This window comes from Bacteroides gallinarum DSM 18171 = JCM 13658, assembly GCF_000374365.1.
Taxonomy (GTDB): domain Bacteria; phylum Bacteroidota; class Bacteroidia; order Bacteroidales; family Bacteroidaceae; genus Bacteroides; species Bacteroides gallinarum.
The window spans coordinates 14389-36083 of record NZ_KB894159.1; the positions used below are offsets into that span (position 1 = coordinate 14389).

At 52.3% G+C, this 21695-nt stretch carries 15 protein-coding genes; 8 read left to right on the forward strand and 7 right to left on the reverse strand.

Annotated elements, in window-relative coordinates; all coding sequences use genetic code 11:
* Window positions 1–57: 57 nt before the first annotated feature.
* Complete coding sequence (locus tag C233_RS0118035) at window positions 58–699, forward strand: carbohydrate-binding family 9-like protein (RefSeq protein WP_425248236.1); 642 nt, start codon at window positions 58–60, stop codon at window positions 697–699.
* Window positions 700–1103: 404 nt separating this feature from the next.
* Here the strand turns inward: C233_RS0118035 and lpxA are convergent, their stop codons facing one another.
* From lpxA to C233_RS0118060, 4 genes are all read right to left on the reverse strand, one after another.
* Window positions 1104–1871 (reverse strand): acyl-ACP--UDP-N-acetylglucosamine O-acyltransferase, encoded by a 768-nt coding sequence (lpxA, locus tag C233_RS0118045; protein WP_018668935.1) that lies wholly within the window; start codon window positions 1869–1871, stop codon window positions 1104–1106.
* A 69-nt stretch (window positions 1872–1940) separates the two neighbouring features.
* Window positions 1941–3323: an efflux transporter outer membrane subunit gene (locus C233_RS0118050; protein ID WP_018668936.1), complete on the reverse strand. Its 1383-nt coding sequence runs from the start codon at window positions 3321–3323 to the stop codon at window positions 1941–1943.
* Window positions 3324–3376: 53 nt separating this feature from the next.
* Entirely contained in the window at window positions 3377–6589 is a 3213-nt protein-coding gene (locus C233_RS0118055) for an efflux RND transporter permease subunit (RefSeq protein WP_018668937.1), read from the reverse strand.
* Window positions 6590–6666: 77 nt separating this feature from the next.
* Window positions 6667–7842 (reverse strand): efflux RND transporter periplasmic adaptor subunit, encoded by a 1176-nt coding sequence (locus C233_RS0118060; RefSeq protein ID WP_025069094.1) that lies wholly within the window; start codon window positions 7840–7842, stop codon window positions 6667–6669.
* Between the two features lie 265 nt (window positions 7843–8107).
* Here C233_RS0118060 and C233_RS0118065 point away from each other — a divergent pair, with 265 nt between their 5' ends.
* Together C233_RS0118065 and C233_RS0118070 are read left to right on the forward strand one after the other, a co-directional pair.
* Window positions 8108–10069 carry an Ig-like domain-containing protein gene (locus C233_RS0118065; protein WP_025069095.1) on the forward strand — a complete coding sequence of 654 codons (1962 nt, stop codon included), beginning with the start codon at window positions 8108–8110 and terminating at the stop codon, window positions 10067–10069.
* A complete protein-coding gene (locus tag C233_RS0118070; protein WP_081626133.1) occupies window positions 9993–10898 on the forward strand; it encodes a DUF3108 domain-containing protein in 906 nt (301 codons plus the stop codon). Before C233_RS0118065 ends, C233_RS0118070 begins: the two co-directional genes overlap by 77 nt.
* On the opposite strand, the gene C233_RS0118075 is transcribed toward C233_RS0118070, so the two are convergent.
* Entirely contained in the window at window positions 10888–11292 is a 405-nt protein-coding gene (locus tag C233_RS0118075) for a hotdog fold thioesterase (RefSeq protein ID WP_018668941.1), read from the reverse strand. The two genes, C233_RS0118070 and C233_RS0118075, sit on opposite strands and share 11 nt — an antisense overlap.
* 185 nt (window positions 11293–11477) lie before the next feature.
* Between C233_RS0118075 and C233_RS0118080 the strand changes: the two genes are divergently transcribed.
* From C233_RS0118080 to C233_RS0118090, 3 genes are all read left to right on the forward strand, one after another.
* Window positions 11478–12677: a glycoside hydrolase family 88 protein gene (locus C233_RS0118080; protein WP_018668942.1), complete on the forward strand. Its 1200-nt coding sequence runs from the start codon at window positions 11478–11480 to the stop codon at window positions 12675–12677.
* Window positions 12674–14224 (forward strand): sulfatase family protein, encoded by a 1551-nt coding sequence (locus tag C233_RS0118085; RefSeq protein ID WP_018668943.1) that lies wholly within the window; start codon window positions 12674–12676, stop codon window positions 14222–14224. Before C233_RS0118080 ends, C233_RS0118085 begins: the two co-directional genes overlap by 4 nt.
* Before the next feature lie 185 nt (window positions 14225–14409).
* Window positions 14410–16443, forward strand: a complete 2034-nt coding sequence (locus C233_RS0118090) for a patatin-like phospholipase family protein (RefSeq protein WP_018668944.1) — start codon at window positions 14410–14412, stop codon at window positions 16441–16443.
* Between the two features lie 4 nt (window positions 16444–16447).
* Here the strand turns inward: C233_RS0118090 and cysS are convergent, their stop codons facing one another.
* Entirely contained in the window at window positions 16448–17923 is a 1476-nt protein-coding gene (gene cysS / locus C233_RS0118095) for a cysteine--tRNA ligase (RefSeq protein WP_018668945.1), read from the reverse strand.
* 79 nt (window positions 17924–18002) lie between these two features.
* Between cysS and mnmA the strand changes: the two genes are divergently transcribed.
* The gene (mnmA, locus tag C233_RS0118100) at window positions 18003–19055 is read left to right on the forward strand and encodes a tRNA 2-thiouridine(34) synthase MnmA (protein WP_018668946.1); all 1053 of its coding nucleotides are present in this window, start codon (window positions 18003–18005) and stop codon (window positions 19053–19055) included.
* Here mnmA and C233_RS0118105 read toward each other — a convergent pair.
* Window positions 19045–20562: a GH3 auxin-responsive promoter family protein gene (locus C233_RS0118105; protein ID WP_018668947.1), complete on the reverse strand. Its 1518-nt coding sequence runs from the start codon at window positions 20560–20562 to the stop codon at window positions 19045–19047. The two genes, mnmA and C233_RS0118105, sit on opposite strands and share 11 nt — an antisense overlap.
* 129 nt (window positions 20563–20691) lie before the next feature.
* On the opposite strand from C233_RS0118105, the gene C233_RS0118110 reads away from it, so the two are divergent.
* The gene (locus C233_RS0118110; RefSeq protein ID WP_018668948.1) at window positions 20692–21600 is read left to right on the forward strand and encodes an ATP-dependent 6-phosphofructokinase; all 909 of its coding nucleotides are present in this window, start codon (window positions 20692–20694) and stop codon (window positions 21598–21600) included.
* Window positions 21601–21695: the final 95 nt, after the last annotated feature.

Sequence of the window (21695 nt, forward strand, 5' to 3'; positions counted from 1 at the left end):
GGCTGCTGCGCCTTGTCCGTATTCGCCTCAATTCCTCAAGATAATACGATGAAAGAATTGAATGTCAAAAAAGTGAGCATGGCAAACATACCGGTAGAATCGGTTCCTGCTCTTTTGGATGAAGAAAAAGTGGCTTTTCAGCCTATCGAAACGGTAAACTGGGCGGCGTACCCCTACCGCCCGGACGTCAAGTTCCGCATTGCCTGTACGGACGATGCCCTGCTGCTTCATTATAAAGTGAAGGAAGCCAGCGTGCGTGCGGTGGCAGGCAAGGACAACGGGGCGGTGTGGGAGGACTCCTGCGTGGAATTCTTCTCCGCTCCTGCTGCCGACGGGATATACTATAATATAGAGTGCAACTGCGCGGGCAGGCTGCTTATCGGCGCCGGGATAGGACGCTCCGACCGCCGGCATGCGCCGCAGGAGGTGTTGGACAAGGTGCAGCGCTGGGCTTCCCTGGGACGCGGGGATTTTGAGGAGCGGATAGGAGAGTGCAGTTGGGAAGTGGCGCTGGTGATACCGTATGCCGCATTCTTCCTGCACGACATTACCTCGCTGGACGGCAAGGCGGTACGCGCCAACTTCTATAAGTGCGGCGATAAGCTGGAAACGCCCCATTTCCTGTCGTGGAACCCTATCGGGCTGGAGAAGCCCAATTTCCACTGTCCGGAATTCTTCGGAATGCTGCGCTTCGAATAGGGCTGCGGCAGGTTTCCTCGCCGCATTGCCGGTGCAGGTGAGCCGGAGGCTTGCAAATATCCCGTCTGTAAAAAGGGGTGTTTGCAAGCCTTCTTTTTGCAACCGCCTTACCTCCCGGCGGAAGGTTGCCGCCTCCGCAGGGAATACTCGGCTCCGTTACTGCGCAATCTTGGAACCGAACTTTAGTTTTTACAAATCGAACTTCGGTTTATAAGAACTGAACTTTGCTTCTTATAAACCGAACTTTAATTCCGACTTTACGTAGCGGGTGCGGCAACTTTGCAGTGCGGAGGCGCCGGCTCTCCGCCGGGCGGCGCGCAAAAACAAACAGCGTGTAGCGGATGCCGTTGTTTCCTCCGGCAAGCCCCGCTACACGCTGTAAGCTCTTTTTATGTACTGCAAATCTATTTCACGATACCTTTCGAGTTGCGGATAAAGTCGATGATGTTGCGTATCTCGTCGCTCATCGGAACCTGGTCTTCAATCTTCTGCAAGGCATCCTGTATGCTGAAATTCCCCTGATATACCAGGCGGTAGGCGTTTACGATGTGGCGCAGGATGCGTTCCGTAACCTGGTGCTGGTGTTGCAGCACCACTGCGTTGATGCCGTGGTACTCTGCCGGGTTACCGTTCATGATGATATAGGGCGGCACATCCTTCGAGATGCGGCAGCCTGCCTGAATCAGTACCCAACTGCCTATGTGGCAGTGCTGGTGCAGGATGACGTTGCTGCTTAAAATCGTATAGTCGTCTATCCGGCAGTCGCCGGCTACCGTGCTCTTGATGCCCAGTACGCAGTGGTCGCCTATCTGTACGTCGTGGCAGAGGTGTACGCCGTCCATTAGGTAGTTGTTGTTACCGATGCGCGTGCTGTTGTTCTCGTGCGTGGCGCGGCTAACGACCACGTTTTCGCGGATGTCGTTGTTGTCGCCGATAATCAGTTGGCTCGCTTCGCCCGTGTAATGAAAATCCTGCGGCTCGCTGCCCAGTACGGCGCCGTGATGCACTTTGTTTCCTTTACCTAAACGAGTACCCTTGAGGATACTGGCATTCGACATAATCACGCAGTCATCACCGATTTCCACATCTCCCTCGATGTAAGCGAAAGGCTGAATGGTTACATTCTTACCGATTTTTGCGGTAGAATCTACTGATGCTAATGGACTAATCATGTTGTTCAGTTTTGAATGATGAACTTCGGAGGCAGCACCGGCTGCACGCAGCCGGCCGCTCTCCGTAAATTATTTCTCTCTTCCTCCGCCCAATGCCTGATACAGGCTTATCACCGCCTGCATGCGGTCGAAGGTGTCGGTTACTTCCGAAAGCTGTGCGCTGAGGTAAGACTGCTCGGCAGACAGGACTTCCAGGTAGGTCGACGTGCCTAAGTTAAACAATTCTTTCGTATCTTCCGCTGCTTTGCGGGCAGAATTTACCTGGATTTCGCGCGAAACGGCTTTATCCGAGGTCATCTGGTACTGATACAGGGCGTTGCTCACTTCGTTGCCTGCCTGGAGCAGCGTGGTCTGGAACTGGATTTTTGCCTGTTCTTCCTGGGCTTTTGCCTGTTTCAGGCGGGCGATGTTGGCGCCGCGGTAGAATAGCGGCTGCGTGAGCGAGCCGATAGCGGATGCCAGCAGCTTACCCGGATTTACGATAGCGGAACCGGCGCTGTTGGTCCACCCGGCAGAACCGCTCAGGGTTATCTGCGGATAGAATGCGGCGCGGGCGCTGTTGGTGTCGTAGTAGCTGGCGGCCAGCGACATCTCGGCGGCTTTCACGTCGGGACGGTTGGAGAGCAGCTGCAAGGGGATGCCGGTGGAGAACTCGGCGGGCAGCTCCTGGGCTTCCAGTGTGCCGCGGGCAATGCTCTGCGCGGGCTGGTTCAGCATCAGGCACAGGGCGTTCTCCGTTTCGCGGATGCTCTGGCGGATGTCGGGCAGGGAAGCCAGTACCTGCGCATAGGCGGTGCGGCTTTGCTCTACGGCTGCGCTGTTGGTCATGGCGGCGTCTTTCATTGCCTCCACGGTTTCGAGGTTACGTTTCAGGATGTCGCAGGTGGCCTCGCTTATTTGCAACTGGCGGTCGAGCATCAGCAGGGTGTAGTACATATTGGCTACGTTGGCGATGACCTGGGTTTGCACGGCTTGCTCGTAGAACTGTGTCTGTTTCAAGGATACCTGCGCCTTGCGCTTGGGGTTGAGCAACTGGCCGAACAGGTCTATCTGCCAGCTTGCCGTTACGGGCAGCGAGTAGGTCTGGGTGGCTTTGCCCTTGTCCCAACTGCTTACCGTGCCCTGCGGAGAGAGCGACAGTGTGGGGGCGTATGCCAGGCGTGCGGACATCAGTGCGGCCTGTGCCTGCTTTACGTTCAGTGCGGCGCTGCGCAGGTCGGCGTTGTTGGCGAGTGCCTGTTCGATGAGCGTCTGCAACTGGGCGTCGGTAAAGACTTCCTTCCAGGGCAGGTTACCGAAATTGGCAGTGTCGGCGGCAAGGGTATCGCCACCGACAACGGTGTCGCGATACAGGCCTTCCACTGTAATATCTTCGGGTCTGTCGTATGATTTGTAGATGTGGCAACTGCTCAGTAAAGCAGTTGCACACACCAGCGTTATTATTTTCTTCATGATAATCGTATTTTTGAGGTTACGGGCGGTGCTGTCACCGCTCGTAACTGCATTTATTTCGTATATTGTTCAATCTCAGGTTCTGCATCCGAGTTATCCACATCTTCCCATTCCATAGGCTTGACTTTCTCCTGCAAGTACTGGAAGGCTACGAACAGGGCGGGTACGATGAATATCTGCAATATCATACCGATTAACATACCGCCGATTGCGGAAGTACCCAGCGTACGGTTACCGTTGGCGCCCGCACCGGAGGCAATCATCAGCGGAATCAAACCCACAATCATCGCCAGGGAGGTCATAAGGATAGGACGCAGACGGGCGGCGGCTCCCAGGACGGCAGCCCATGTGATGCTCATACCCATTTTGCGGCGGTCTAAGGCGAACTCTACAATCAGGATGGCGTTCTTTGCCAACAGACCCATTAGCATAATCAGGGCAATCTGCATGTAGATGTCGTTGGACATGGAGCCCATTATCATCTTCAGCACCGAGATGTTGCCCAGGGCGCTCATGCCGTTGACGAACAGGAAGCTACCCAGCAGACCGAACGGAATGGACAGCAATACGGAGAGCGGCAGGATGTAGCTTTCGTACTGCGCACTCAGCAGCAGGTACACGAAGACGAAGCAGAGTACGAAAATCAGGCCGGTGGTGTTGCCGCTGGTTTCGGCCTCCTCACGCGCCATACCGCCCAGCTCGTAGGCGAAACCGGTAGGTAGGTTCTCTTTGGCTACCTCTGCAATGGCGGCCAGTGCCTGTCCGGAGGTGTAACCGGTGGCGGGGGCTACCATGACTTTCATGGAGGTGTAGAGGTTGAAACGGCTGATGATATCCGGTCCGTACACTTTCTTGATAGAGACGAACTGGGTGATAGGAGCCATTTCGCTGCCGTTACGTACCTTGATGCTCGACAGGGATTCCAGGTTCTTGGTGGCATTCGGCTCTGCCTGAATCATTACGCGGTACATCTTACCGAAGCTGTTGAAGTTGGAGGCGTACAGACCGCCGAAGTATCCCTGCATGGTGCTCAGGATGTCGCTGGGGCTGATTCCTGCTTTCTTGCAGGCTGCCGCGTCGATGTCCAGCATGTATTGCGGGAAGTTCGGGTTGAAGCTCGTCTTGGCGGAGTTGATTTCCGGACGTTCTTCCAGGGCGGCGGTGTAGTTGTTCACTACTTCGTAGAAGTGGTTCAGGTCGCCGCCGGTCTTATCCTGCATGTTCAGCTCGATGTCGCTGGATGCCGAGTATCCCGGAATCATAGGCGGAGCGAAGAACAGTACCTGGGCTTCCTTGATAATCTTCTGGGCGCGCATGAAGAGTGTGGCGTAGACCACGGTAGAGTTCTGCATCGTAGAGCGTTCTTCCCAGTTCTTCAACTTGATGATGAGCGAACCGTAGGAGGGTCCCTGGCCGCCGATGAAGCTGAAGCCGGAGATTACCGTACGCGATTCTACCGCAGGGTCGGCGGCCACCAGGCTGTCTACGCGGTTCAGCACTTCCATTGCACGTTCCTGCGATGTGCCCGGGGGCAGTGTCACTACGCCCATGATAGTACCGGTATCTTCATTGGGAACCATGCCCGTGGGGGTAATCTTCATGAAGAATATCAGCAGGACGATAGAGGCTGCCACGATTCCGGCGGAGAGCCATTTCTTCTGGATGAAGAACAGTACGTTCTTCTTGTATTTTTTCAGCAGGTTGTCGTAGTGTGCGTTGAAGGCTGTGTGGAAGCGGTTCACGAACGTGGATTTCTTTTCGCCGTGCTCGTCGTGGGGCTTCAGGAAGATAGCACACAGCGCGGGGCTCAGCGTCAAGGCGTTCAGTGCGGAGAAACCGATAGCGATTGCCATGGTAAGACCGAACTGGCGGTAGAATGTTCCTGCCGTACCGCCCATGAAGCTTACCGGGATAAATACGGACATCATCACCAGGGTGATAGATACGATAGCGCCGCCCAGCTCGTGCATGGCGTCGATAGATGCGGTCCTTGCCGATTTATAGCCCTGGTCGAGCTTGGCATGGACGCCCTCGACGACGACTATGGCATCGTCCACCACAATCGCAATGGCGAGCACCATGGCGGAAAGGGTCAGCAGGTTGATACTGAAACCGATTAGCTTCAGCACGAAGAAGGTGGCAATCAGCGCCACCGGAATGGCAATGGCGGGAATCAGCGTGGAGCGCATGTCTTGCAGGAAGATGTACACCACGATGAACACGAGGATGAATGCCTCTATCAATGTCTTGATTACTTCATGGATAGAAGCGAACAGGAAGTCGTTGGCGCTTTGCGCGATGTTGATTTTCAAGCCCGAGGGCAATGATGCGGATGCTTCGTCGAGCACTTTTTCCAGGTCGCTGATAGTCTGTGTGGCATTGGTTCCTGCCATTTGGTATACGATACAGGATACTGCCTTGTGTCCGTTTACGGTGTTGTTGAAGTTATAGGACAGACGTCCGAGCTCGATGTCGGCGATGTCTTTCACACGGAGCACTTCACCGTTCTCGAGGGCTTTGATAACGATGTTCTCGAACTCTTCGGGCTGCTGGAGGCGGCCTTTATAACGGATAGTGTACTGGAAGCTCTGGTTGCCGCGCTCACCGAACTGGCCGGGAGCGGCTTCGATGTTCTGCTCGGCCAGTGCGTTGGATACGTCGTTGGGTATCAGCTTGTACTGTGCCATTATATCGGGTTTCAGCCAGATACGCATGGAGTAGTCCTGTCCGAGCACGTTGGCATCACCCACACCGTTTACACGTTTTACTTCCGGGATGAGGTTGATGTTGGCGTAGTTCTCGAGGAATTCGATGTTGTACTGGTCTTTCTCGTCGTAAATGGAGAATACCATAAGCATGGAGGTTTGCCGCTTCTGCGTGGTTACGCCGACTTTGGTTACTTCGGCAGGCAGCAAGCCTTGTGCCATGGACACGCGGTTCTGTACGTTGACGGCTGCCATGTCCGGGTCGGTTCCCTGCTTGAAGTAAATGGAGATATCGGCGGAGCCGTTGTTGGAGGCGTTGGAGGTCATGTACATCATGTTCTCCACACCGTTGATTTGGTCTTCCAGCGGTGCGATGACGGAGTTCAACACCGTTTGGGCGTTGGCGCCGGTATAGGTGGCACGTACCGATACCGTAGGAGGCGCAATGTCCGGATATTGGGTGATAGGCAGTGTTGCCAGGCCGATAAATCCCAGGATTACTATCAGGATAGAGATTACCGTGGATAGCACCGGACGATTAATGAATCTATCTAATTTCATGCTATTTAGTTTAGTTGTTAGGGTTTGGCTGCCGGCAGCGGCTGTTGTTCCGCGCCGGGGCAGCTAAACGTTAAACGTTAATTGAATGCAGTTTGGATATTGCCTTCTTTCTGGTCTTTGAGAGCCTTCTGGTATTCGGCCTCTTTCTCCTGGGGAGTGATAGGGGTGATGCTTTGGCCGTCTTTCAGGTTCTGTACGCCTTCTATCACAATCTTGTCGCCTGCTTTCAAACCGCCGGTAACGTAGAAGTACTTGCCGTCGTTCAGGCTGAATACTTGTATTTCGGTATTTTTCAGCGTGTTGTCCGCCTGTACGACGAATACGAACTTCTTGTCCTGTATTTCGTTGGTTGCCGACTGCGGAATCATGATTACATTCTCCATAGGATTGGGGAATACTACGTTGCCCGTACCGCCGCTGCGCAGGATGTTGTGCTTGTTGGGGAACAGGGCGCGCATGTTCACAGCGCCTGTGGTCTGGTCGATAACGCCGCTGATAGTTTCTACGCGCCCACTATCGGCGTACATGGTTCCGTCTATCAGTTGCAGTTGTACCTGGGGCATCTTCGCCAGGATGTCCTGGGTGCTGCCGCCTTCGCGTATCAGCGACAGGAGCTGTCTTTCGGTCATGGAGAAGTATGCGAACATTTCGGAAATGTCGGCAACCGTAGTCAGCGGAGTAGTCGTGGAGGGGCTTACCAGGCTGCCCACACGGTAGGGAATCGTACCTACGACGCCGTCACTGGGGCTCGTTACACTGGTATATGACAGGTTGTTCTCGGCATTGACCAGTTGCGCTTCCGCTTGTGCCAGTTGCGCCTTGGTTTGCGCCAATTGGTTTTCGGCCATTTGCAGGTCGTAGTCGCTGATGATATTCTTCTGGTTCAGCGTGCGTTTGTTGTTTACCGTAAGTTCCTGGGTGTTTACCGCTGCCTTCGCTGTTTCGACCGCAGCTTTGGCGGAGTTCACGGCAGCCTGGTACTGCACGGGGTCGATGCTGAACAATACTTGCCCTTTACGTACTACGGAACCTTCGTCCACGTGCAACTTCGTGATGAAACCGCTCACCATCGGGCGGATTTCCACATCTTGTTTACCTTTGATAGTAGCCGGATAGCTGTTTGTCAAGTTAGCAGTGGTAGTTTCTACTGCAATCACTGCAAATTCGGGTGCTTTGCCCGTGCCTTTGTCACCTTGTCCGCAACTGCTGAGCAGTGCCAGGCAACATGCCAATAATACTAATCTACTCTTCATACTCTTTATTATTCTCTGTATAGTTTTATTCTGATTAATCCGTAGCTTTTCGTGTGTAAATCATAGTAGAAACAAGGATAGCCGTTGAAAACTGAATGCTCTTATTCAGTTTTCAGCCGCAAAATTATTCTTTTCCCGGTATATAAGGTATGAATATCCTTGTTTTTTAACTATGTTTTATATATAGGCGGGAGAAATGCCTGTTTTTTGATTAAAATACTGTAAAGCATACTGCTAATTGCCGGATAACCCTTATTTTTGCACTATGTTAGATTGTAGACGCCATAATAGAATGAAACCGTTTATACGCCGGTTATGCGGGGTAGCCGCAGGGGTGGCTGTCTTGTATTCCTGCGCCAGTGTAGGCCGTCTGGAAGGTGGCCCGATAGACGAGGAACCGCCCCGTTTCGTCACGAGTTCCCCGCTGCCGGGCACGCTCCATAATAAAAGGACGAGAATATCAATCGAGTTTGACGAATTCATCAAGCTGGAGAAGGCGAATGAGAAGGTGGTCATTTCCCCGCCCCAGGTGCAGCAGCCGGAGATAAAGGCGAGCGGCAAGCGGGTGGTGGTTAATTTGCAGGATACGCTGAAGGCCAATACCACGTACACCATAGATTTTGCCGACGCTATCCAGGACAATAATGAGGGGAACGCGATGCCGAGTTTCACCTACACTTTCTCCACGGGTGCGGAGCTCGATTCCATGGCTATTGCCGGGACTTTGCTCGATGCCTCGAACCTGGAGCCGGTAAAGGGGTTGCTGGTGGGCTTGCATGCTAACTTGGCGGACTCCGCCTTCACCACGCTGCCTTTCAGCCGTGTGGGGCGTACGGACAGCCGGGGGCAGTTCTCCATTCGCGGGGTGGCTCCGGGAAAGTACCGCATCTATGCTTTAATGGATGCCGACCAGAATTTCAAGTTCTCCCAGCCTACGGAAATCATAGCTTTCAACGACTCGATTATCATCCCTTCCATGGAGGAGCGCACCCGCCAGGATACTCTCTGGAAAGACTCTTTGACGGTAGATACGATTATAGAGCGGCAGTACACCCATTTCTTGCCGGACGATGTGATTTTGCGCAGCTTCAAGGAAAAGACTTTCTCGCAGCGCCTTATGAAAACGGAGCGCCTCACCCCGGAGAAGTTCTCTTTCTATTTTACGGCTCCGGCGGACAGCCTGCCTCTGCTGAAAGGGCTGAATTTCGATGAAAAGGACGCTTTTGTCGTCGAGCAGACCACCGGAAGAAACGATACCATTCATTACTGGATAAAGGATTCGCTGCTCTACCGGCAGGATACGTTGCGGATGAGCCTTACCTATTTGTACACGGACAGCCTGAAACAACTGGTTCCCCGGACGGATACTTTGAGAATGGTGTCGAAGGTGAGCTGGCAGAAGTTGCAGGAAAAGAAGCAGGAGGCGAAGGAAAAAGCCGAGAAGGAGAAGAAGAAGAGAAGGAAGAAGGGAGAGGAGGAGAAGGAAGAGACGCCTTTCCTGGCAATGGATGTGTATGCCCCTTCGGACATGGATGTGTACGACTATATTACGCTGAGCTTCCCGGAACCGATAGCCAGCATCAATGATACCGCCCTGCACGTAAGGCAGCAGGTGGATTCGTTGTGGCAGGATGTGGAGTTCGACTTTATGCGGGATTCGCTGGATTTGAAACGTTATAACCTGTATGCCGACTGGAAGCCGGGCGAGAATTATCTTTTCGAGGTGGACTCGACCGCTTTTCACGGATTGTACGGCTTATTCACCGATAAGGTGAAGAAGGAGTTCCGGGTGAAGAAGCTGGAGGAGTACGGGCAGATATTTTTTAATATTACCGGCGCCGACTCCCTGGCGTTCGTAGAGCTGCTGGATGCTCAGGATAAGGTGGTGCGGACTGTGCCGGTGGTAGAGGGGAAAGCGGATTTTTATTATCTGAATCCGGGTAAATACGGGGCGCGGCTCATTAACGATACGAACGGAAACGGGGTATGGGACACCGGGGACTATGCTACGAAGCGCCAGCCGGAAATGGTCTATTACTATCCTCAGGTGCTGGAATTCAAGGCTAATTTCGATTTAATCCAGGATTGGAACGTAAAGGAAAGGCCGCTGGATAAGCAAAAGCCGGACGAACTAAAAAAACAAAAGCCAGATGAAGACAAGAAAAAGAAGAATAACCGGAATAGCCGTAACAGCAGCGGTAATAGCGGCAGGGGGTACAGTTATTAGGCGGAAACGGGTGCTGGGGCTGTTCCTGCTGGCCGGGCTTCTGTGCCTGGGCAGCCTGATGCCTGTGCAGGCTCAGTGTGCGGCGAGGAACGAGGCGTTCCAGTCGGGGGAGCATGTTATGTACGACTTGTATTTTAACTGGAAATTCATCTGGAAGAAGGTGGGGTTGGCGAGCCTCACTACGAATGCCACCACGTATCATTCCCAGCCTGCATTCCGTTTCAATCTTCTTTCCGTAGGCAGCAAAAAGACGGATTTCTTTTTTAAGATGCGCGATACGCTGACTTGTTATGTGAGCGACAAGCTCGAGCCGCTCTATTTCCGCAAGGCGGCGGAGGAGGGAAAACGCTATACGGTGGACGAGGCATGGTTTTCGTACAACGACGGCGTGTCTACCGTGAAGCAGCGGCGCACCTGGCACAGCCCCGTGCGCGAGCCGCAGGAAATGGAATACAGCGACAGCCGTTGTATCTTCGATATGTTGAGCATCCTGGCGCAGGCGCGTTCTTACGACCCCCGCGACTATACGGTGGGCGAGAAGATATTGTTTCCCATGGCAACGGGGCGCAGGGTGGAGGAGCAGACCTTGATTTACCGCGGCAAGGAGGAGGTGAAGGCGAATAACGATACAATCTACCGCTGCCTCGTATTCTCGTTCGTGGAGTACAAGAAGGGGAAAGAGAAGGAGGTTATCACCTTCTTTATCTCCGACGACAAGAACCACCTTCCCATTCGGTTGGATATGTACCTGAACTTCGGCTCGGCGAAAGCTTTCCTTAAGAGCGTGAGGGGCAACCGCTATCCGATGTCTTCTGTCGTTATAAAGTAAACGGAAGCACGTCTCCTTTCCTGAAAACGCTGGATTCGAATGTCGCTACCAGCTCTCCTTTTTGGTTGGTGATGTCTATCTGGTAATATCCGGTGGTGCGTCCGATGTACCGTTCGCGCGCTTCGGCATACAGCGTATCGCCCGTGCCGCTGCTGCGCAGGAATGTAATGGTGGAGGAAAGTGACAAGGCCAGTGCGCCGTGCGAATTGGCGGCTGCCGCCAGGGCAAGGTCGGCCAGTGTAAAGAGGGCTCCGCCCTGGGTGCGGTGTCCGGCATTGAGGTGTTCTTCCGTGATAACCAGGCGTGCTTTGCTGTATCCTTCTTTTATTTCTATCAGTTCCACACCGACTCTGCCGGCGAAGTGGTCTTTCTTGAAAAATTCTTGTGGAGTCATGTTGGTTGGGGATTAATGGTTAACGACTAATGATTGGCGGTCGGCATATAAAAAGGGAAATATATGCTTTCCGGTGCAAATGTAACAATTTTAGCTTTTAATTGGATGATTTAGGTGGGTCATTTCCATATGCCTGCGCTATATTTGCCTTCGAAAAAATCGACAATTTAAATAAATCCCTTATTATGAAAACAGCTCTTACTACCTTGGGTATTTCTTTTCTTGTTTTGGCAGGTTGCGCAGGACAAAAGCAAACCGCGAATGACTTCATCCAGGAGAATATCGATAATGCAGTGGCTCAAGAGACACTTCAGACGGATATTATCGAGAAATCCGGCAAAATCCTCAATCCTCGTACTCTCAATGAGGACGGCAGTATCCGTTATGTTCCTATCGACGACTGGTGTTCGGGCTTCTTCCCCGGAAACATCTGGTACACGTACGAGCTTACCGGCGACAAGAAGTGGCTGCCGCTGGCAGAGAAGTATACGGAGGCTTTGGATTCCGTGCAGTACCTTACCTGGCATCATGATGTAGGTTTTATGATTGGTTCCAGCTATCTGAACGGTTACCGTTTTGCCGGCAAGGAGGAATATAAGCCGGTGATTATCCAGACTGCCAAGTCATTGTCTACCCGTTTCCGCCCGGGTGCGGGCGTCATTCAGTCTTGGGATGCCGATAAGGGCTGGCAGGCGGAACGCGGCTGGAAATGTCCGGTCATCATCGATAATATGATGAACTTGGAGTTGTTGTTCGAGGCTACCAGGCTTTCAGGCGACTCTACTTTCTATAATGTGGCAAAGAAGCATGCCGATACTACTATGGCAAATCATTTCCGCGCCGACAACAGTTGTTACCACGTAGTGGATTATGACCCCGAAACCGGTGAGGTACGCAAGCGTCAGACCGCACAGGGCTATGCCGACGAATCGGCTTGGGCACGCGGGCAGGCATGGGCTTTGTACGGCTATACGATGTGCTATCGCTATACGCAGGATGCCAGATACCTGGAGCAGGCAGAGAAAGTGTATGATTTCATCTTCAACCATAAGAATCTTCCGGAAGATTTGGTTCCTTACTGGGATTACGACGCTCCGAAGATTCCGAACGAACCCCGTGACGCTTCCGCCGCAGCTTGTACGGCTTCTGCGCTTTACGAACTGAGTACGTATATTCCGGGCAAGGGCTACAAGGAAAAAGCGGATAAGATTATGGAGAGCCTCGCTTCCCCGGCTTACCGTGCCGAGGTGGGAACCAACGGCAACTTCATCCTGATGCATTCGGTAGGCAGTATTCCTCACGGTGCGGAAATCGATGTTCCGCTGAATTATGCCGATTATTATTTCCTGGAGGGTTTAATGCGTAAAAGAGATTTGGAAAAATGAACAGTCAACTGAATATATTGTTAGGTGGTTTAGGTTTGTTCGCCTTGCAGGGGTGTAAAGCTCCGCAGGCTGAACAGGCCGTACAGCCCAATGTCATTTATGTCTTTCCCGACCAGTATCGTAACCAGGCAATGGAGTTCTGGGGGCAGGAAGGGTTCCGCGAGAAGGTGAACTTCCGGAACGACCCGGTACATACTCCCCGCCTGAACGAGTTTGCACGGGAGTCTTTGGTACTTACTTCCGCCATGAGTAACTGTCCGTTGAGTAGCCCTCACCGCGGTTCGCTACTCACGGGGATGTATCCCAATAAGAGCGGTATTCCCTTGAATTGCAACTCAGACCGTCCTATCAGCTCTTTGCGCGAGGATGTGGACTGTGTGAGCGACGTATTCAGCAACGCGGGATACGACTGTGCCTACTTCGGCAAGCTGCATGCCGACTTCCCCACTCCCAACGACCCCCAACGTCCGGGAAAATACGTGGAAGACCGTGTGCCGGCATGGGATGCTTATACGCCGAGGGAGCGCCGCCACGGATTTAACTACTGGTACTCTTACGGCACATTCGACGAGCATAAGAACCCGCATTACTGGGATACGGACGGCAAGCGGCACGAACCGCGCGAGTGGTCGCCGCTGCACGAGGCCGGCAAGGTCGTTTCTTACTTGAAGAATGAAGGAAATGTGCGCGACCCGAAGAAACCGTTCTTTATCATGGTGGGCATGAACCCGCCGCATAGCCCGTACCGTTCACTGGACGACTGTATGGAGCAGGATTTCAACCTGTACAAAGACCAACCGTTAGACAGCCTGCTGGTACGCCCCAATGCCGACCCCAAAATGGCGAAGGCGGAAAGCGCACGTTATTATTTTGCTTCGGTAACGGGGGTAGACCGTGCTTTCGGACAGATACTCGATGCTTTGAAGGAGTTGGGGCTGGATAAGAATACAATCGTAGTCTTTTCTTCCGACCACGGCGAAACGATGTGCAGCCAGCGTACGGACGACCCCAAGAATTCGCCTTTCTCCGAGTCTATGAACGTGCCTTTCATCGTCCGTTTCCCCGATAAGATTAAACCCCGTCTGGACGATTTGATGCTTTCCTCGCCGGATATCATGCCTACTTTGCTGGGGCTGGCGGGTCTGTCCGATTCTATTCCTACGGATGTGCAGGGACGCAACTACGCCCCGCTGTTCTTCGATGAAAAGGCCGATGTCGTGCGTCCTACGGGTGCGCTCTATATCCAGAACCTGGACGGAAAGAGGGATGCGGACGGTAAAATCCGTTCTTATTTCCCCTCATCGCGCGGCTTTAAGTCGGCTCATTATACGCTGGCGCTTTATATAGACCGCGACGACCGTAAGCTTGTAAAGAGCCTGCTGTTCGACGACCTCAAAGACCCTTATCAGATGAATAACCTGCCGTTGGAGGAGAATAAGGAGATTGTGGACGAGCTGTGCGCGGAAATGGGGAAGGTCTTGAAAGAGATTGACGACCCTTGGTACAGGGAGCGTATCCTCTCCAATATGATACCATACGATAAATAACATTATAACTGTTGTACGAGGTTGTAGCAATTTTGTTGTACATCCTCTTGTAGGAAAGAAAGGTTTTTCTGTGAAGAAAGACCTTTTTTTATTTATATGCCTGGCGGCATCCGTTCTTGGCGGCAGTGAACTATCGGCGCGGTAAGTTGTTTTATTTTCTCTTACTCATGTAAATCCATACGAAAATGAAATATAAGTTATTAGCCTGGTGGTTGTTGCTGTTTCCATTGTTGCTGGCGGCGCAAGGGCGTCCGAAGGTGGCCGTTGTGCTGAGCGGTGGCGGCGCGAAAGGAACGGCGCATATCGGAGCCTTGAAAGTGATAGAAAAAGCGGGTATTCCGATAGATTATGTGGTGGGGACCAGCATGGGAGCCATTGTAGGCGGTTTGTACGCCATAGGCTATACTCCGGAACAACTGGACAGCATGGTGAATGCGCAGAACTGGAAGTTCCTCTTGTCGGATGCCCCCAATCCTAAGGATGTATTGCTGGACGACCGTTTGAGGTCGGAACGTTATGTATTGTCTGTGCCTTTTACCTTGAAATCGGCGGATATTTCGGATGCGGGAATTATCAAGGGGAAAAATATCGCACAGTTGTTCTCGGTACTGACCGACGGTTACCAGGATTCTGTCAGTTTCAGCCGCCTGCCTGTTCCGTTCGCCTGCGTTTCCGAGAACCTGGTGGACGGGAGCGAAGTGGTGTTCCATAAGGGAATTCTGGCAACGGCAATGCGTTCCAGCATGTCGATACCCGGCGTGTTTGCACCCGTCGACCTGAATGGCATGGTCTTGGTAGACGGCGGCATGGTGAACAACTATCCGGTGGATGTGGCTTTGCAAATGGGCGCCGACCTCATTATAGGGGTGGATGTGCAGAGTCCTTTGCTGGATGCCTCGCGGCTGAAATCGGTGAAGGATATCTTCGGGCAAATCATTAATCTGCAAGGGGCGGAAAAGTACCGGGAGAACCTGCGCAAAACCAATCTGCATATCAAGGTGGATGTATCGGGATACTCCGCGGCAAGTTTTACCAAAGAGGCGATTGATACCTTGATTGTACGGGGCGAGCAGGCGGCTATGGCAAACTGGGACAAGTTGCTTGCACTGAAAGGCGAAATGGGACTTCAGGCGGATTACCAGCCCCACCGTCCCGCTCCTTTCCCCATTCCCGATGCGGAAGAGAGCAGTACGATTTCCGTCGACCCGCAGATAGCGGCTCCTGCCATACGGGAGAATAAGCTGAATGTAGGCATCCGCTTCGATACGGAAGAACTGGCGGCATTGCAGGCGAATACGGATATTTACCTGGGCAGGCAGAAAGAGTCCCAGGTAAGCCTTACCGCCCGCTTGGGAAAGCGTACTATGGCGAAGGCCGGTTATAATTACCAGTGGAGCAAGGGTTGGCAGGCGGGGATTAATTACCAGTTCGACTATAAGGACATCAATATCTATAATGAGGGGAAACGTACACTCGACTTGACTTTCACGCACCAGCAGCTTACCGCCGGAGCGGCAAAGGACTGGAACAGGATTCAGGTGAGTGCGGGGCTTAGCTTCGAACATTACAATTACCATGATTTGTTGTCGCTGGAGCCGGTGGATGCCCTTATGTTCAGGAATAAGTCTCTGTTTACTTATTTTGCCGGGCTTCTGTACAACAGCCTGAATGGGAGAAGCGTGCCTACTAAAGGCTTGTCGTGGTCTGTCATGTACCGCCTTTATACGGACAACCTGTTCCGGTACGAAGGTAGCAGTCCCATTTCCGCCTTCTCGGCGCATTGGCAAGGGTGTTTTACTCCGCTGAGGAATTTCACGGTTATTCCGTCGCTCGACGGGCGTGTGCTGGCCGGTGGCGACAACTATTCCTTTGCCGTCGTTAATATGGTCGGCGGGAATATAGCCGGACGTTATATGCCCCAGCAGATTCCTTTTGCGGGGATTAACCGTGCGGAGCTGGCTTCCGGGTCGTTGGTCGTTGCCGGGTTGAAGCTCCGCCAACGTATATTCAAGAGCCAGTATGTGTCGGTAACGGGGAACTACGGGCGCAGTTCCGGTGAGTTGCATGAGCTGTTCGAGGCTCCCCGGTCTTATAATCTGGTGGGAGCGGGCATCGGCTATATGTATAATAGCCTTCTGGGGCCGTTGGAGATAGAGCTGAACTGGTCTAACCAGACGAAGAAGCTCGGCTGGTACGCCGGCTTCGGATTCGTCTTTTAGTTTTCTATTTGTTCAGCTTCCATTCGCAGCCGTCCTTGGTATCCTTGATAGCAAAACCCAATGCTGTCAGTTCGTCGCGGATTTTGTCGGATGTAGCCCAATCCTTGTTGGCTTTGGCTTTTATGCGTTCTTCCAGCAGCATGTCCACTACTTTGCCGAAGGCGGCTTCCCGTTCTTCGTTGGAGTTGTTCTCTTCTTTCAGTCCCAATATGTCGAAGCAGAAGAGGTGGAAAGTCTCTTTCAGCTCTTTCAGGTCGTCGGCTGTAATGGTGTCGTTGCCTGCAATGATGTTGTTTATCATTCTGGCGCCGTCGAAGAGGTGGGCGATTACTATCGGAGAGTTCAGGTCGTCGTTCATGGCCTCGTAGCACTTGGCACGCAGTGTTTTTACGTCTACCGTAGAGGCTTTGCCCGGGGTAATCTTATCCAGTCCGTGCACGGCATCCAGAAGCCTTGCCAGTCCTTTTTCGGCTGCTTGCAGGGCTTCGTTGCTGAAATCCACCGTGCTACGGTAGTGCGCCTGGAGGATGAAGAAGCGAATGGTCATCGGGCTGTAGGCTTGTGTCAGCGCCTTATTCGAACCGGTGAAGAACTCGTCCAGCGTGATGAAGTTGCCGAGGCTCTTGCCCATTTTCTGCCCGTTAATGGTTATCATGTTATTGTGCATCCAGTAATGCACCATGTCGTCTCCCTGCGATGCTACGGACTGTGCGATTTCGCACTCGTGATGTGGAAAGATGAGGTCCATACCGCCGCCGTGGATGTCGAAATGCTTACCCAGGTATTTCTTGCCCATTGCCGTACATTCGGCGTGCCAGCCGGGAAAACCGTCGCTCCACGGGCTGGGCCAGCGCATGATGTGCTCCGGCTGGGCGCGTTTCCACAGTGCGAAGTCGGCGGGATTGTGTTTTTCTTCCTGTCCGTCCAGCTCGCGGGTGGTGTTTAGCACGTCGTCCAGGTTACGTCCCGACAGTTTGCCGTAATGATGGTCTTTATTGTATTTGGCTACATCGAAATAAATGGAGCCTTCGCTTTCGTAGGCATAACCGTTCTTCAGAATCTCTTTTACCAGTTCTATCTGTTCGATGATGTGTCCCGACGCATGCGGCTCGATGCTCGGGGAAAGCACGTTCAACGCTTCCATGGCCTTGTGGTAGCGGTTGATGTAATATTGCGCCACTTCCATAGGCTCGAGTTGTTCCAGGCGGGCTTTTTTCGCGATTTTGTCTTCGCCGTCGTCGGCATCGTGTTCCAGGTGGCCTACATCGGTAATGTTGCGCACGTAGCGTACCTTGTAGCCGATATGCATGAGGTAGCGGAAAAGTAAATCGAAGGTAATGGCAGGACGTGCATGTCCCAGGTGGGCATCGCCGTAAACGGTCGGTCCGCAGACATACATCCCTACATGGGGAGCATGCAGGGGCACGAATAACTCCTTTTTCCTATTTAAAGTGTTGTAAACGGTCAGTTGTTGTTCCATAAGTTTGAAAATGAGTTTGAAAGTACAAAGTTATAATAAATAATAAAAAATACAGCAGGAATATTGTATTTTTGCCTCTATGGAAGCAGAGAAACGTGTGCTATTGGGGATGAGCGGCGGTACGGACAGTTCCGTGGCTGCCATGAAGTTACAGGAGGCCGGTTATGAGGTAACGGGAGTCACTTTCCGTTTTTATGAGCCGGGCGGCAGGACGGAATACCTGGAGGATGCCCGTGCGCTGGCTGCGAGGCTGGGTATCGAACATATCACGTATGATGCGCGGAGGATGTTCCGCGAATGTATTGTCCGCTATTTCATAGACGAATACCTGGCGGGGCGTACACCGGTTCCCTGTACCGTCTGCAACAACGAGTTGAAGTGGAAACTGTTGGCGAAGATTGCCGGTGAAAAGGGGATTTATTGGATTTCTACCGGGCATTATGTGCGTAAAGTCCTTTCGGAAGGCAAATATTATATTGCTCCGGCTGCCGACAAAGATAAAGACCAGGCTTTTTTCTTATGGGGCTTGCAGCAGGATATCTTGCAGCGTATGCTGCTCCCAATGGGCGATATGACGAAGGAGGAGGCGCGTGCCTATGCTGCCGGACGCGGATTCGGGCATGTCGCTACCAAGAAAGACAGTATAGGCGTGTGCTTCTGCCCGCTGGATTACCGCTCTTTCCTCAGGCGTGAAGCACCTGCGGAACGATTGCCGGGGAAAGGGCGTTTTGTCGATGAAAAGGGCGAATTGCTGGGGTGGCACGAAGGTTATCCTTTTTATACGATAGGCCAGCGACGCGGATTGGGTATTCACCTGAACCGTGCCGTATTTGTGAAGGAATTCAGGACGGAAACGAACGAAGTGGTGCTTGCGCCGCTCGCTTCTTTATATAAGGATATGATGTACCTTAAAGACTGGAACCTTATAGATGAAAAACGGGTGCTGGGGGCGGAAGAGGTAATTGTAAAAATACGCTATCGCAAGCAGGCGAACCGCTGCCAGGTCGCTTTGAGGTCGGACGGCTGTCTGCAAGTGTCGCTGTTGGAGCCGCTGGAGTCTATCGCTCCGGGGCAGGCCGCCGCTTTCTATGATAAGGACGGTTTGCTGCTGGGCGGCGGTATCATTCTTTGAAGTTCAACTTCAACATCTCTTCGATATAATCTCTCGTATTGCTGAGGCGCGGTATCTTATGCTGTCCGCCGAGTTTGCCTTTGCTGTCCAGCCAGTCGTGGAACAGGTTTTTCCGGGCAACGATTATTTCCAGCGGCTGCAAGGCGAGGTCTTTTTGCCGCTTGGCTTCATAGTCGGAGTTTACTTCTTTCAAGGTATCGTCCAGTACTTTGGCGAACTTTTCCAGGCTGTCCGGCGTTCGGGCGAACTCAATCAGCCATTGGTGACGGCATTTGGCGCGCTCGTCCATAAAGACAGGTGCGGCGGAGTAGTCTATAATCTGTGCTCCGGTAGCGGCACATGCCTTTGTCAACCCCTTTTCAGCGTTGTCTACAATCAGTTCCTCGCCGAAGGCATTGATAAAATGTTTCGTGCGTCCGGTGATAACGAACTTGTACGGGCGGTTATTGGTGAATTTCACCGTATCTCCAATCATATAGCGCCACAGTCCGGCGGAAGTGGAGATAACCATTGCGTAGTTCTTGTTCAGCTCTACTTCCTCCAGGCAGCAGATGCGCGGGTTTTCCTTACCTACGTCTTCCAGGGGGATGAACTCGTAGAAAATACCGTAGTCAATCATCAGCAGCATGGCCGGGTCGGCAGGGTCGTTCTGCGTGCCGAAATATCCTTCGGATGCATTGTATGTTTCTATATAGTGCATTCCCGGATTTTTGATGACTTGCTTGTATTGTTCCCGGTAAGGGGTGAATGCCACTCCTCCGTGGAAGAACACTTCCAGGTTAGGCCATACTTCTTCCAATGACTGTTTGCCGGTTTTCTCGAGGATATGCTTGATAAGTACCAGCATCCATGAGGGTACGCCCGAAAGGTTGGTGACATTGGTATGGAGCGTACTGTTGGCTATGGCCTCCATTTTAGGCTCGAACTCGCTCATTAGGGCGATTTCTTTGCCCGGTACACGGATGTGGTTGACCAGCGGATGTACGTTCTGTATCAGGATAGCGGACAAATCTCCCACCAGGCTGTGGTTGGAATTCAGGTTGGGGCTGTGGCTGCCGCCCAGAATCAGTCCTTTGCCCGAGAAGAAGCGGCTTTCGGGATTCTGTCCCAGGTAGATAGCCACGGCGTCTTTGCCGCCCCGGTAGTGGGTATCTTGCAGGGATTCCTTGCTGACCGGCAGGAATTTGCTTTTATCGTTGGTTGTTCCCGAAGACTTGGCAAACCAGCGTATCTCCGAAGGCCAGAGCAAGTTCTGCTCGCCGGCGCGCAGACGGGTTACGTAGGGCTTTATTTCTTCGTAGGTTTGTATAGGGAAGCGTTGTTTGAAATCTTCGTAAGTGCGGATAGATGCGTAGTCATATTTTTTACCCCATTCCGTATTGGCGGCCATACGTATAAGGCGTTGCAGGACACCGGCCTGCAATTCGCCTGCATGGCTGGTGTACAGTTCGATTTCTTTCAAGCGGGGGGTGAAGTATACTTTATTCAGAAATTTTGTAATATTCATCGTTCTTTTTGAAATCTGTTTTAGTGCGCAAAAATAATCTTATTTATCGGCATCTCTATCTTTTTTCTCTTTTTTTTCTATCTTTACGTCCGTATAGGTGAAAAGAACCGTAATTTAAACTAAAACATTATGAGAATCGGCATTTTGACTTCAGGAGGGGATTGCCCCGGCATCAATGCGACTATTCGCGGCGTCTGCAAAACGGCTATCAACTATTATGGAATGGAGGTGATAGGCATTCACAGCGGTTTTCAAGGATTGTTGACAAAAGATGTGGAGTCCTTTACGGAAAAGTCCCTGTCGGGATTGTTGAACCTGGGCGGTACGATGCTGGGTACTTCCCGTGAAAAGCCGTTCAAGAAGAATGGAGTGGTGTCCGATGTGGACAAGCCTGCCCTGATAGCGCAGAACGTGAAGGAGCTGGGGTTGGACTGCATTGTCTGTATCGGCGGTAACGGTACGCAGAAAACGGCTGCCAAGCTGGCTGCTATGGGGCTGAATATCGTTTCCGTACCTAAGACTATCGACAATGACATCTGGGGGACGGATTTCTCTTTCGGCTTCGACTCTGCTGTCAGCATCGCCACGGATGCGATAGACCGGCTGCATTCTACCGCCAGTTCGCACAAGCGGGTAATGGTGATAGAGGTCATGGGGCACAAAGCCGGGTGGATTGCGCTGTATTCCGGTATGGCAGGTGGCGGCGACGTGATTTTGATTCCCGAACTTTCTTATAACATCCATAACATAGGCGATACGATTCTGAACCGTTTGAAGAAAGGGAAACCTTATTCTATCGTGGTGGTTGCCGAGGGCATCTGTACGGACGGCAAGAAACGGGCAGCCGAATACATTGCTCAGGAAATAGAGTACGAAACGGGTATCGAAACGCGCGAAACCGTGTTGGGTTATATCCAGCGCGGCGGCTCACCTACACCTTTCGACCGTAACCTGTCGACCCGCATGGGAGGGCATGCCACGGAACTGATTGCGGGTAAACAGGGACATTCAGTAAATAATATAAAATCAGCCAACTAATTCATACACAAAATATTGCGAATTAGCTGGCTTTTTTGTATCTTTAGGTATTCCCCCGCAAATAAGGTTTGAAGGCCAAAACGGGGGAAATTCCC

Bases quoted from the DNA above. Each gene is read 5' to 3' on its own strand.
- lpxA (WP_018668935.1), bottom strand. From the start codon at position 1,871: ATGATTAGTCCATTAGCATCAGTAGATTCTACCGCAAAAATCGGTAAG.
- C233_RS0118050 (WP_018668936.1), bottom strand. From the start codon at position 3,323: ATGAAGAAAATAATAACGCTGGTGTGTGCAACTGCTTTACTGAGCAGT.
- C233_RS0118055 (WP_018668937.1), bottom strand. From the start codon at position 6,589: ATGAAATTAGATAGATTCATTAATCGTCCGGTGCTATCCACGGTAATC.
- C233_RS0118060 (WP_025069094.1), bottom strand. From the start codon at position 7,842: ATGAAGAGTAGATTAGTATTATTGGCATGTTGCCTGGCACTGCTCAGC.
- C233_RS0118065 (WP_025069095.1), top strand. From the start codon at position 8,108: ATGTTAGATTGTAGACGCCATAATAGAATGAAACCGTTTATACGCCGG.
- C233_RS0118070 (WP_081626133.1), top strand. From the start codon at position 9,993: ATGAAGACAAGAAAAAGAAGAATAACCGGAATAGCCGTAACAGCAGCG.
- C233_RS0118075 (WP_018668941.1), bottom strand. From the start codon at position 11,292: ATGACTCCACAAGAATTTTTCAAGAAAGACCACTTCGCCGGCAGAGTC.
- C233_RS0118080 (WP_018668942.1), top strand. From the start codon at position 11,478: ATGAAAACAGCTCTTACTACCTTGGGTATTTCTTTTCTTGTTTTGGCA.
- C233_RS0118085 (WP_018668943.1), top strand. From the start codon at position 12,674: ATGAACAGTCAACTGAATATATTGTTAGGTGGTTTAGGTTTGTTCGCC.
- C233_RS0118090 (WP_018668944.1), top strand. From the start codon at position 14,410: ATGAAATATAAGTTATTAGCCTGGTGGTTGTTGCTGTTTCCATTGTTG.
- cysS (WP_018668945.1), bottom strand. From the start codon at position 17,923: ATGGAACAACAACTGACCGTTTACAACACTTTAAATAGGAAAAAGGAG.
- mnmA (WP_018668946.1), top strand. From the start codon at position 18,003: ATGGAAGCAGAGAAACGTGTGCTATTGGGGATGAGCGGCGGTACGGAC.
- C233_RS0118105 (WP_018668947.1), bottom strand. From the start codon at position 20,562: ATGAATATTACAAAATTTCTGAATAAAGTATACTTCACCCCCCGCTTG.
- C233_RS0118110 (WP_018668948.1), top strand. From the start codon at position 20,692: ATGAGAATCGGCATTTTGACTTCAGGAGGGGATTGCCCCGGCATCAAT.